Origin of the sequence: Bradyrhizobium sp. PRIMUS42, assembly GCF_023006515.1 — a bacterium.
Taxonomy (GTDB): domain Bacteria; phylum Pseudomonadota; class Alphaproteobacteria; order Rhizobiales; family Xanthobacteraceae; genus Bradyrhizobium.
In genome coordinates, this window is sequence record NZ_JALBGZ010000103.1 from 1 (window position 1) to 12473 (window position 12473).

The following is a 12473-nucleotide window of genomic DNA, read 5'->3' on the forward strand; positions in this document are numbered from 1 at the left end:
GGTCAGATAATGGGTGTTGGTGAAGGCGACCTGCTTCTGGCGCTCGGCGTTGTTGGTGGTCGAGCCGCATTCGAGGTCGATGGTGCCGTTGGCCATCAGCGGGATGCGGGTCGCCGAGGTCACCGGGTTGAGCTTGACCTCGAGCTTGTCGAGCTTGAGCTCCTTCTTCACGGCGTCGACGATCTTGTAGCAGATGTCCATCGCGAACCCGACGGGCTTCTGGTTGTCATCGAGATAGGAGAACGGGATCGAGGAGTCGCGAAAGCCCAGCGTGATGGCGCCGGTGTCCTTGATGTTCTTCAGCGTGCCGGTCAGCTCCTGGGCCCCGGCCTGGCTGACGGCGAAGGTCGCGGCGAGCGCGAGGCCGATGCTACGGAAGTGTTTCACTTTTTTGGTCCCCTTTCAGGATGATGCGGCCCGGATGCAAGCACAGATTGGGCCGGATTAGAATGTGACTTTCGGCTGGATCGCGGCGCAGGTTAACGGCTCAGGTTAGCGGCTTGGGCAATTCCCCGAGATCCCAGAACAGCCCGGCCATGACCGTCAAGGCCTCTTCGGTCAAAGGCAGCAGGATGTGCTCATTGGGCGCATGCTGGGAGCAGCCGGGATAGGAGTGCGGGACCCAGATCGTCGGCAGGCCCAGGATCTCGGAGAACACGTCGTTGGGAAGCGAGCCGCCGAAGTTCGGCAGCACCGCCGGCGGCTTGCCGGTGGTCTCCTGCACCGAATCCGCCGCCCATTTGATCCAGGGGCTGTCGAAATCTGTGCGCGATGCAGCAAAACTCTGGGCCGCCCGCACCTCTACCATCGGAAAACCGCGTCCGGCCAGATGAGCGCGGATGGCCTCGATCAGCCCATCAATTTTGGTGCCGACCACGAAACGCAGTTGCAACACGGCATTGGCATGGCCCGGAATGGCGTTGGCCGGCTTCTCGATATTGCCCGACGACATCGCCAGCACTTCCAGCGTATTCCAGGCGTAGAGCCGCTCGGCGGCCGAAAGCCCCTCCTCGCCCCAGTTCTCGGCAAGCGCCGGCTCGTCCTCGGTAGGGACCACCTGCACATCGGCCAGATAGCTGCGGATCTGGTTGGTGAGCCGCGGCGGCTTCAGCGCGTCGAGCTGGAGGCGGCCGTGGCCGTCGACCAGCGTGGAGATCGCGTTGACCAGAATGGTCGCGGGGTTGGCCAGCACGCCGCCCCAATTGCCGGAATGGTGACCGCCATCGCGCAAGTTCACATCCAAATGGATGCGGATGCCACCGCGGCAGCCAAGGAAGAGCGTCGGACGGTCGGCGGACAGGCGCGGCCCGTCGGAGGCCATGAACAGATCGGCCTTGAGCGCGTCGCGATTGAGATCGCAGACCTTGCCGAGATCGGGCGAGCCGATCTCCTCGCCCATCTCGACGATGAACTTGGCGTTGAAGCCGAGCTTGCCGCCGCGGGCGTCGCGCACCGCGCGCAGCGCCGCCATGTTGATGCTGTGCTGGCCCTTGTTGTCGGCGGTGCCGCGGCCGTAGAGTCGCGTGCCCGCAACCGTCGTGCGCCAGGGATCGCGGCCGTCGCGCCACTCGCCCTCCATGCCGTCGACGACATCACCATGGCCGTAGATCAGCACGGTCGGCGCTGACGCGCTCTCATGATGCTCGGCAAACAGGAACGGCGCCTTGCCGCTCGGGGACTCAACGATGCGGCTGGAAAAATCGAGCGCAGCAAAGGAGGGCATCATCTCCTGTTCCAGATAGCCACGCAGCTCGGCGCCACGCGACGGATTCTGGCTTTCGGTCCGATAAGCGACGCGGCGGTCGAGCTCGGTGAGGAATGCGCCGGATTTGAAATCCTCACGGGCGCGGGAGATGGCGTCGGCTCTGGTCATGACTCACTTTTCGGACTTCGCGCGAAGGACCCTACCCGAGACAGGATGCCCTTCGAAAGTGGCGGGGAGTGGATAGTTCTTGTAGTTCTCTTGTACTTCTCTTGGGATTCCGTCCTTGCTCGCTTGAGATTGGCTTGCCAATGGCGGGCGTACCGCCGATTTTGGCCTTGCCAAGCACAAACCATATGCAAGAACGTCGCCAAGTTGGGGCGCACGTCTATCATTCGAAGAGCGCTCAGTACAGGGCGCCGAGGGACCATCATGGCCAAGCAGATCAGGCTCAACGCCTTCGCGATGAATTGCGTCGCACATCAGTCACCCGGCCTGTGGACCCATCCGCGCGACCGCACCGCCGAGTATAACCGCCTGCCCTACTGGATCGATCTCGCCAAAACGCTGGAGCGGGGCCGCTTCGACGGGCTGTTCCTGGCCGACGTGCTCGGGGTCTACGACGTCTATGGCAACAGCCCTGACGCGGCCTTGCGCAACGCAGCACAGACGCCGTCAAACGAGCCGCTGCTGTTGCTCTCGGCCATGGCCGCGGTGACGCAAAATCTCGGCTTCGGCGTGACCAGCAATTTGTCGTTCGAACCGCCCTATCCGTTCGCACGGCGAATGTCGACGCTCGATCATCTCACCGAGGGCCGGATCGGCTGGAATGTCGTCACCGGCTATCTCGACAGCGCCGCGCGCGGCGCCGGCAAAGACAAGCAGACCGGGCACGACGACCGCTACGACATCGCCGACGAATATATGGAGGTCGTCTACAAGCTCTGGGAGGGCAGTTGGGAGGACGACGCCGTGCTGCGCGACCGCAAGCGCGGCATCTTCACCGATCCGAGCAAGGTGCATCGCGTCAATCATGAGGGCGCGAACTACCGCATCAACAACACCATCCATCTCAGCGAGCCCTCGCCCCAGCGCACGCCGGTGCTGTACCAGGCCGGCACCTCGCCGCGCGGCCGGCAGTTCGCGGCCAAGCATGCCGAATGTGTCTTCATGTCGGGACCGTCAGCCAAGATCATTGCACCGCGCGTGTCGGCGATCCGCGAGGAAGCCGCCAGGATCGGCCGTAACCCGGCGGAGATCCTGATGTTCAACATGATGACGATCATCCTCGGCAACACCGAAGCCGAAGCGGCTGCGAAATATGCCGACTACCGCTCGTACATCAATCCGGAAGGCGCGCTCGCCCTGATGTCGGGATGGACCGGCATCGATTTCTCCGGCTACGAGCTCGACCAGCAAGTGCGTCACGTGCAGAACGATGCCGGCCGCAGTGCGCTCGACAACGTCACACGGGGTGATCCGGACCGTGTCTGGACCGTGCGCGACGTCATCGAGCATGTCGGCATCGGCGGTGCCGGCCCCGTCGTCGTCGGCACGCCCGAAAGCGTCGCCGACAAGATCGAGGACTGGTTCGAGAAGACCGACGTCGACGGCCTCAATGTTGCGTTTGCGATCTCGCCAGGCGATTTCGAGGACATTTCGGACATGCTGGTGCCGGAGCTGACCAAGCGCGGGCGGTATAAGCCGGAGTATGCGAAGGGCACGCTGCGCGAGAAGCTGTTCGGTGGCGGACGTGCCAGGCTGGATGCGCCGCATCCGGCGGCGGGGTATCGGGTGGGGAATAAGGGGTAACCGGTCGCTTCAGGTTCCGTCATCCTGAGGTGCGAGTGGCGCAATGCTAAGCATCGCGCCGGGAGCCTCGAAGGATGGAGGGCGCCTATATAGCCGGGCCGTCGCCCTTCGAGGGCCGCTGAAGAAGCGGCCACCTCAGGGTGACGGTGAGAGTTTTGAGCGCGGTGCAGCCACGTCGTCATTGCGAGCGAAGCGAAGCAATCCAGAATCCCTCCGTGGAGACAATCTGGATTGCTTCGTCGCAAGGGCTCCTCGCAATGACGGTGGAAGCAGCCTGCCCTACACCTTCCCGTCCACCATCACCTCGATCAGCTTCGTGCCCGGCCGATTGAACGCCGACGCCAGCGTCGCTTTCAGCTCGCGCGGATCGCTGACCTTGATCGCCTCGCACCCCAGCGCCTTGGCGACGCCGGCAAAATCCACGGGCGGATCGACGAAATCCATGCCGACGTAGTTGTCGTCGCCGTGGAAGGCGAGCAGGCGCTGCTTGATGATGCGGTAGCCGCCATTGTTGGCGATGACGACGTTGAGCGGCAGCTTGTGATGCGCCGCGGTCCACAGCGACTGGATCGAATACATCGCGCTGCCGTCGCCCGAGAAGCAAACGACGGGGCGATCCGGATTGGCGATGCTGGCGCCGACCGATGCCGGCAGGCCCCAGCCGATGCCGCCGGACGCGAGGCCGTGATAGCCGTAGCGATCGCGATGCGGCCGCAGCGCCGTGATCTGGCGGCTCGAGGTGAGGCCTTCGTCGACCAGGATGGCATTCTCCGGCATGGCCTCGACCATTTGCAGCACCAGGAAGTCCGGATCGATGGGGCTGCGGCCCGCGCTCTTGCCGATCTGCTCGACCAGCACGGCGCGGCGCGCGGTCCAGTTCTTCGGCGCCAGCTCGGCGAGGCGCTGCTTCGCCCGGCTCGCAAGTGCTGCACCGCCCATCTCCCTCAGCACCGGGATCAGCGCGCGCAACGTTTCCTTCAAATCCGCCTTCAGCGCGATCTCGACGCCGTAGTTCTTGGCGATCTCCCAATCGACGAGACCGATCTGCACGATGCCGAGACCATCAGGCAGCGCATCGACCTCGCTATAGACCGACATGCGCAAGGGATCGCCGCCGAGCGCGACCAGGAGGTCGTATGGCGCCAGCGTATCGCGCGCGACCTTCTGTACACGCGCCAGCGTGCCGACGAAGCTCGGGCTCTCCGAGAGGAAGTGCGAGCCGTAGGGCGTCGAGGATTGATAGGCCGCCGCGCCAAGCAGTTCGGCGAGTTCGGCCGCCTCCTTCAGCGCATCGCTCTTCACCACCTCGTCCATGGTGACGATGACGGGGCGCTCGGCCCTGAGCAACCGTGCGGCGAAGGCTTTCAACGCCTCGTCCGACGGTTTCGTGCGCGCGTCGATGCGGGTGGAGCGGCCGAGATCGATCCCGGCCTCGCTGTTCAGGATGTCGCCGGGCAGCGAGATGAACACCGGCCCGGTCGGCGGCGTTGTCGCGATCTTGGCGGCGCGGCGGACGATACGGGGCAAATCCTCCAGCCGCGTCACCTCCACCGCCCACTTCACCAGCGGCTCGGCCATCCGCACCAAGGGGCCATACAGCACCGGCTCCATCAGGCCGTGGCCCTGCTCCTGCTGTCCCGCAGTCAGGATCATCGGCGTGCCCGTGAACTGGGCGTTGTAGAGCGAGCCCATCGCGTTGCCGAGCCCCGGCGCGACATGGACGTTGCAGGCGACGAGCTTGCCTGAGGCGCGGCTATAGCCATCGGCGATCGCGACCACCAGGCTCTCCTGCATTGCCATCACATAGGTGAGGTCGGGATGGTCCTTCAGCGCATGCATGATCGGCAACTCGGTGGTCCCCGGGTTTCCGAACAGATGCGTGATGCCCTCGTCCTTGAGCAGCGCGAGAAAGGCGGAGCGGCCGGTGATCTTGTTCTTCATGTTTCCTCCAGAAGCGGACGTTGCCGCAAGGACGAAAGACATGATGGCCGAAGTCGGAGGATGCGCGCAAGGAAGTGCGGTCATAGCTGCGTTGCGTAGGACGTTGCGAACTGCGCTCTCGTGTCCCGGACGCGACGCAGCGCGTAGCGATGCGGCGCAGAGCCGGGACCCAGTTTCGCGGCTGAACTCGCCGATGAATGGGCCCCGGCTCAGCAGCGCATCACCGAACCGGACGATGCTGCGCATCGCCGGGGAGGTGCTGCGCTGCGTCCGGGGCACGAGAGCGGTACGCCGCGAGCTACATCTCCTCCCGTCCCAATTCGAACGGATCCTCACCACCTGCGCGCTTCTTCTTTTTTGAACGTTGCCAGACCACGCCGGGAAAACCCTTCAGCGGCACCAGCGGCTCGCCGGTATAAGCCCATTCCTGCAGCTCTTCGATCGCGATGTGGTAGAGCGGCTGCCGACCGGTGCGTTCCTTGAAAAGCGCGCGGGGGATGTTGACCATGTGCGGGCCGCGCGGGCGCTCATAAGCGATTGGCGTGCCGCAATGCGAGCAGAAGCTGCGCGCGGTCTTGGTGGCCTTGTCCTCGTAGCGGGTGAGCGCCGTCTTGCCTGACATGATGCGAAACCGCTTCTTCCAGCTGCCGACATAGGTCGCGTAGGCCGCGCCGTGGGCGCGGCGGCTGGCGGCTGAGTGATCGTGCCAGGCCCAGCGCGCGGGGATGTCGATCTCGAAGGTGACCTTGCCGCAGAGGCATTGACCGGTGGCTGTACCTGCGGCGGCGGCGGCTTTGGCCATGGTCTCTCCTCACCGTCATCGCGAGCGTAGCGATCCAGAATCTTTCCGCGGAGGCAGTCTGGATTGCTTCGTTGCGCTCGCAATGACGGAGTTCGTGGGTTCGTGCGACACAACAGCTTCGTAGCCCGGATCAGCGAAAGCGACATCCGGGAACATTGTCCTTCTGGCGAAGGTCCCGGATGTCGCTGCGCTGATCCGGGCTACGGCAGCCTCACGCCGGCGTCAGCTCGTCATACACCGGATAATCCGTATACCCCTTCTCCTCACCGCCGTAGAACGTCGCACGGTTGTACGGCGTGATCGGATAGTCGTGCTGCAGGCGGCGCGGCAGATCGGGATTGGAGATGAAGATGCGGCCGAACGCGATGATATCGGCATGGCCCTCGGCGATCGCCGCGTTCGCTGTCTCGCCGACAAACCCGCCAGCGGTCATCAGCACGCCGCTGTAGTGCGGGCGGAACAGCACCATTGCGGAGGGCACATTCTGCCAGTTGACGTCGGCGCGGCCCGCACCGCTCGAGCGCGGCTCGATGAAATGCAGGTAAGCGAGGCCGAGCTTGTCGAGCGACTTCACAACATGCGTGTAGAGCGGCATCGGGTCGGGCTCGCCGGAATCATTGGCGATGCCGTGGGGCGACAGCCGCACGGCGACGCGGTTCGCACCCCATACGTCGATCGCGGCCTGCGTGACTTCCAGCAGAAGTCGCGCGCGGTTCTCGATCGAACCGCCATATTGATCGGTGCGCTGATTGCTGCGCGATTGCAGGAATTGCTCGAGCAGGTAACCGTTGGCGCCGTGGATTTCGACACCGTCGAAACCAGCCGCGAGCGCGTTCTTGGCACCCTGCCGGAACGCCTCGACGATATCCTTGACCTCCTCGGTCTCCAGCGCGCGCGGCGTCTCATAGTCGGAGATCTTGCCGTCGGCCGTCATCGCCTTCATGCCTTCCGCCTTGATCGGGATCGCCGAGGCGGAAACCGGCAACTCGCCGCCATGGAAGGAGGAGTGCGAGACGCGGCCGACATGCCAGAGCTGGAGAAAGATGATGCCGCCCTTTGCGTGCACCGCGTCGACCACCTTGCGCCAACCGGCGATCTGCGCCTCCGAATAGATGCCGGGCGTCGCCGGGTTGCCGCGACCGTGCGAGAGCACTGGCGAGGCTTCGGCGATGATCAGGCCGCCCTTTGTGGCGCGTTGGCCATAATATTCGGCGTTGAGCGGGCGCGGCGAAAAGCTCTCGCGCGCGGCCCGCATACGCGTCAGCGGCGCCATCGCGACGCGATGCGCGAGCTTGTACGGACCGACCTGCAACGGTCTAAATAGCGCTTCGAATTTCATATGGACCCCAAAACGATCGATGAGAGGACGAGGATCATATGAGAAAGCGCGGCAGCCCGGAAGCCGCCCGGGAGGATGGCTGGCCAGCCAAAGATGCGGCCAAATCAAAAAGCCCCGGGGCCGAGCCCGGGGCTTGCTGCTCGTTCAGAACGGCAGGTCAGTACTTCGCGACGACCGGACCTGAGCCGAACTTGTAGTTCAAGCCGACCCGAGCGATGTGGCCAGTGAAATTCGCGGTCGCGTCAAAGCCGCGAGCCGGGCCGGGAGCGATCGGGAACACCTGATTGAAGAAGGTGTATTTCTCACTGCCGAGATCATAATAGAGATATTCGAGCTTGACGCTCCAATTCGACGACAAGCGATATTCGCCGCCGCCGCCGACGGTCCAGCCTACGCGCCAGCTCTCCGCCGCCCCGGCGCCACAGATGACGTTGAGGCAGGGCGTGCCGCTACCGCCCGTGGGATCCACAATCGAGGTCGACGCCTTGACATGTCCATAGGCAAGACCGCCGGTCGCGTAGATCATCCAGTCCGGTGTAATGGCAGCGCCGATCCGGCCGCGCACGGTCCCGAACCAGTCGACCTTCTGCTCTTGCGTGGTCATGATGGTCGGGAACACCGGCAGGGTTCGAGTAACCGTTGAGCTGCCCTTGATGTCCGCGCCCGAGATGTCAGCTTCGATGCCCCACACCACGGTGCCCGTCTGCACATTGTAGCCGGCCTGCAGGCCGCCCAACACACCGTGCGCATTTGTTGGCAGCGACGCCGGGACAAGGCCACCCGCCAAGGCCACGTCGAGCACGCCCGCGGTGAAGACCGGATCGTGCGGCGCGAGATTGATCGCACCATCGCCCCAGCCATATCCCACATTCACGCCGGCGTAGAAGCCCGACCAGTTGTAAGCAACCGGCAATTGCGGCGCCTTGTACGCCGGCGCGTGCGCAGTCATATCGGCCGCGAGCGCGGTCTGCGCCGAGGCGACGCCCAAAGCCACAAACATGATCGAAGCGAAGCGAAGCATTCTCGATATCCCAGTCCGAACATTGATGTTGACCAGCACTAACGGGCCGACGTTCGAAATGGGATAACAATCCTTGCAAGATCGCGGACGACAGCAGTTTCAAAACCATCTGTAGCGTCCGGGTAACAACCTCCGGTCGTCGCAAGCAGCCTCTCGTCGCCGCATGCAAGATCGATCGCTGAAGTCCGGACGCGATGGCGCGTTAGGCCGTCTTGATCCAGACGGCCTTCACGTTGAGATATTCCTCGACGTGCTGCTTGCCGGACTCGCGACCGTAGCCGCTCATCTTGTAGCCGCCGAAGGGCACGGCCGGATCCATCGCCTGGTAGCAATTCACCCACACCGAACCGGCGCGCAGCGACTTTGCAACCGCATGCGCCTTGCTGACGTCGCGCGTCCACAGGCCGGAACCGAGGCCGAAGGTGGTGTTGTTGGCGCGCTTGACGAGCTCGTCCATGTCCTTGAACGCGATCGCGGAGATGACGGGACCAAAAATCTCCTCCTGCGCGATGCGCATGTTGTCCTGGACCCCCGCGAACACCGTCGGCGAGACAAAGAAGCCCTTCGACAGCGCGCCCTCGGTGACGCGGCCGCCGCCGGCGAGCGCCTTCGCGCCTTCCTTCTGGCCGATGTCGAGATAACCGGTGACGCGTTCGAGCTGTTGCTCGGACACCAGCGGGCCGATCTGCACATTGGGATCGAGGCCGTTGCCGACTTGCAGCTTCTTGCCGAACTCGGCGACGCGGCCGACGAACTCCTCGTAGATCGCCTGCTCGACGAACAGGCGCGTGCCGGCACTGCAGATCTGGCCGGAATTGGCGAACACCGCCATCGCGGCGCCGGGCACAGCGGCATCGAGATCGGCGTCCGCGAACACGATGTCCGGCGACTTGCCGCCGAGCTCGAGCGAAACGCGCTTGAGGTTCCCGGCGGAGGCCCGGATGATCGACTGGCCCGTGACATGCGAGCCGGTGAAGGCGACCTTGTCGACGTCGTGATGCGCCGCGAGCGCGGCGCCGGCGGTCTCGCCGTAGCCGGGCACGACGTTGATGACGCCGGGCGGAATACCCGCTTCCATTGCGAGCTCCGCGATGCGCAGCGAGGTCAGCGGCGCCTCCTCGGCGGGCTTGAGCACCACGGTGCAGCCGGTCGCGATTGCGGGACCGATCTTCCAGATCGTCGCGGTCAGCGGACCGTTCCAGGGAATGATCGCGCCGACGACGCCGATCGGCTCCTTCAGCGTATAGGAGAAGATTTCGCCAGGAAGTGAGTTCTCGATGGTCTCGCCATGGATCGCCGTGGTCTGGCCGGCGTAGTAACGCAGCATGCCGACGGCGCGCAGACGATAGGCGCGGGTGCGGCTGAGCGGCGCGCCCATGTCGAGGGTGTCGAGCTGCGACAATTCGTCGAAATTCTTCTCGACGAGGTCGGCGAGCTTGAGCAGCAGGTTCTGCCGCTCGAACGGCTTGACCTTGCTCCAGGGTCCTTCGAAGGCGCGGCGGGCGGCGGCAACCGCACGATCGATGTCTTCCTTGTCGCCCTCGGCGACCGTTGCGAGCAACTCGCCTGTCGCGGGATTGTGGGTCTCGAAGCGCTTGCCAGAGGCTGCGTCGACCCACTTCCCGTCGATCAGCATCTGCTTGTAGGACCCGTTCGCGAACGGATGACGCGTGATCGGAATAGCCTGCGACACAGCCATGGCTGCACTCCCTGTCAGGTGATTGATTGGTTCGATCTGGGCGGGATCGTTGCGTTAAAGGATACAGCGGTGCCGGATAGGCGTAAAGGCAGCGCGGAACGAAGACCTCCCATGCCGACTTGTGCGGGGTCGCGCACCGCCATTGTTATAACTCGAGCAAGCCCCCTCCGGAGACGCCCCATGCCACATTCCGCCATCGTCAAAGACAATGTTGCCGTGATCACCGGTGGCGCGTCCGGTATCGGGTTGGCCGCGGCCATGGCCTTCGCGCGCGCTGGAATGAAGGTGTGTATCGCGGATGTCGAGGGGGCTCGACTGACCGAGGCCGCAACAAAACTGTCGTCCGTCACTTCTGCCACAAACGTGATGACCTTCGCCGTCGATGTCAGCAGGGCCGAGAGCGTGATGGAACTGGAGCGCGCCGTGGGCGCGCATTTCGGCGGAACCGACCTGCTCATGAACAATGCCGGCATCCAGCCGGGCAGCACATTGTTTGACGAGCCCGATCATTGGCAGCGCATCATCGCCGTCAACATGTGGGGCATCATCAACGGCTCACGCATCTTCGCGCCCAACATGATCGCACGCGGCAAATGCGGCCTCATCATCAACACGGGCTCGAAGCAGGGCATCACCACGCCGCCGGGCGATCCCGCCTACAATGTCTCCAAGGCCGGGGTGAAAGCATTTACCGAAGCGCTCCAGCACGAGCTGCGCAACACAAAGGATTGTCGCGTCACGGCACACCTGCTGATCCCCGGCTTCGTCTTCACCGGCCTCACCGCGAAGGGACGCACCGAAAAACCGGCCGGCGCCTGGACGCCGGAACAGACGATCGATTTCATGCTGGCGCGGCTTGAGGTGGGCGATTTCTACATCCTATGCCCGGACAACGACGTACCGCGCGCGCTCGACGAGAAGCGCATGGAATGGGCCGCCGCCGACATCATCGAGAACCGCCCGCCACTGTCGCGCTGGCACCCGGACTATGCGGATGCGTTCAGGAGGTTTGTGGAGGGGAAGTAACTGTCAGACCCTCATGGTGAGGAGCGCGCCCTTGCGCGCGTCTCGAACCATGCAGGCCCCGCTGAGGCAGCCCGGCCTCGCCCCTTCGAGACGCCCGCTTTCAGCGGGCTCCTCAGGATGAGGGTTAGAGTGTTCGCAGCGCGGCAAGCGCGCTACAGGGTCTCTTGCTGATGCCCGCAATTCTTGCAAGCGAACTTGACCCGGGTCTGGCCTTTCTCCGCCTGGACCCGGTTCGGCGCGCCGCACTTGCCGCAGACGGCCTCGATGCGGGTCGCGCCCTGCTTGACGACGATGGTCTTCTTTTCCATCGATTCGCGGATCAGGCGCTCGGCCTCTTCACGCAGCGATTGTTTCGACAAAGCTCGTCTCCGCCTCTGAAAAGCGCGAGAGCCATATCGCACCTGCAGCCGAAGCACAATGCGTGATGCGGATCACGACCATCAAGACGTCGTTCCTGATGGTTGCGGACGCGAGAGCCGCGGCGCGTGTTGCTCCACGGCTCTCTTGCTTTTCGTCCGGATCGGCTCAAGGCACTTTTTTCAAGCGGCCTTGGAAACCTCCATCAGCAGCCGCTCGGCCTTCGCGTCCTCGATGCGGTTCACCAGCCGGCTGCTCTCGTGATTGTCACGCACGGTCTTGGTCAAGGTGATGCAGGTCTGGATCAGCATGACGATACCCATGGTGAGATAGCCCTTCATCCAGAAGTCGATCGGCAGGAAGAAGACGCCGATGGCGACGAGGAACGCGGAGGCTGCAAAGGACGCGTAAGTGAAGGTTACCCAGGCGCTGCTATGGGGCTGGCCGTTCTGGTTCATGATGGTCTCCTGTTGGCTCGAATGATGATGGGTTGGGGATCAGGCCGTCGGCGTGCGGTTGGACTTCAACCGCGCCAGCACGTCGTCCGCAGTCGTCTTCAACCGCGGGCCAAAGCCCTGCTCGGCGAGTCTCTCGGCGGTGGCGAGGGGACCCGTGGCCGCATCGAGCTCGACCAGCGCATCGTCGGCAGCCTGGGCTTCCATCTGCCGATCGCGCAGGCGCCGTAAAGTGCTCTCCGCCTCCGGCAGCGTGGATTCGTAAGGACGCGCTGCCTCGATGCCGCTGCGGCGAAGCGAGCGCACGGCCTCCGAGGCA

At 64.1% G+C, this 12473-nt stretch carries 11 protein-coding genes and 1 pseudogene; 2 read left to right on the forward strand and 10 right to left on the reverse strand.

Going from position 1 to position 12473, the window contains the following annotated elements; all coding sequences use genetic code 11:
• Both MOV75_RS11275 and MOV75_RS11280 read right to left on the reverse strand, forming a co-directional pair.
• Positions 1-387, reverse strand: a 387-nt coding sequence (locus tag MOV75_RS11275; RefSeq protein WP_246924666.1) for a transporter substrate-binding domain-containing protein, incomplete at its 3' end; no start/stop codon positions are given.
• Between the two features lie 100 nt (positions 388-487).
• Positions 488-1873, reverse strand: coding sequence for a M20 family metallopeptidase (locus MOV75_RS11280; protein ID WP_246924669.1), 1386 nt, complete (start codon positions 1871-1873; stop codon positions 488-490).
• 261 nt (positions 1874-2134) lie between these two features.
• Here MOV75_RS11280 and MOV75_RS11285 point away from each other — a divergent pair, with 261 nt between their 5' ends.
• A complete protein-coding gene (locus MOV75_RS11285) occupies positions 2135-3514 on the forward strand; it encodes an LLM class flavin-dependent oxidoreductase (protein ID WP_246924671.1) in 1380 nt (459 codons plus the stop codon).
• Between the two features lie 279 nt (positions 3515-3793).
• Here the strand turns inward: MOV75_RS11285 and MOV75_RS11290 are convergent, their stop codons facing one another.
• From MOV75_RS11290 to MOV75_RS11310, 5 genes are all read right to left on the reverse strand, one after another.
• Positions 3794-5455, reverse strand: coding sequence for a thiamine pyrophosphate-binding protein (locus MOV75_RS11290; protein ID WP_246924674.1), 1662 nt, complete (start codon positions 5453-5455; stop codon positions 3794-3796).
• Positions 5456-5753: 298 nt separating this feature from the next.
• Complete coding sequence (locus MOV75_RS11295; protein WP_246924676.1) at positions 5754-6257, reverse strand: GFA family protein; 504 nt, start codon at positions 6255-6257, stop codon at positions 5754-5756.
• Positions 6258-6468: 211 nt separating this feature from the next.
• Positions 6469-7596 (reverse strand): alkene reductase, encoded by a 1128-nt coding sequence (locus MOV75_RS11300; protein ID WP_246924678.1) that lies wholly within the window; start codon positions 7594-7596, stop codon positions 6469-6471.
• 157 nt (positions 7597-7753) lie between these two features.
• Entirely contained in the window at positions 7754-8617 is an 864-nt protein-coding gene (locus MOV75_RS11305) for an outer membrane protein (protein WP_246924680.1), read from the reverse strand.
• 202 nt (positions 8618-8819) lie between these two features.
• Positions 8820-10316: an aldehyde dehydrogenase family protein gene (locus MOV75_RS11310; RefSeq protein ID WP_246924682.1), complete on the reverse strand. Its 1497-nt coding sequence runs from the start codon at positions 10314-10316 to the stop codon at positions 8820-8822.
• Positions 10317-10496: 180 nt separating this feature from the next.
• Between MOV75_RS11310 and MOV75_RS11315 the strand changes: the two genes are divergently transcribed.
• Positions 10497-11342, forward strand: a complete 846-nt coding sequence (locus MOV75_RS11315) for an SDR family NAD(P)-dependent oxidoreductase (protein ID WP_246924685.1) — start codon at positions 10497-10499, stop codon at positions 11340-11342.
• 152 nt (positions 11343-11494) lie between these two features.
• Here the strand turns inward: MOV75_RS11315 and MOV75_RS11320 are convergent, their stop codons facing one another.
• From MOV75_RS11320 to MOV75_RS11330, 3 genes and pseudogenes are all read right to left on the reverse strand, one after another.
• Positions 11495-11701 (reverse strand): hypothetical protein, encoded by a 207-nt coding sequence (locus MOV75_RS11320; RefSeq protein WP_008145196.1) that lies wholly within the window; start codon positions 11699-11701, stop codon positions 11495-11497.
• 180 nt (positions 11702-11881) lie between these two features.
• The gene (locus MOV75_RS11325; protein ID WP_063197515.1) at positions 11882-12157 is read right to left on the reverse strand and encodes a YiaA/YiaB family inner membrane protein; all 276 of its coding nucleotides are present in this window, start codon (positions 12155-12157) and stop codon (positions 11882-11884) included.
• Between the two features lie 39 nt (positions 12158-12196).
• Positions 12197-12473 (reverse strand): annotated as a pseudogene (locus MOV75_RS11330) (PspA/IM30 family protein); the annotation flags it as partial.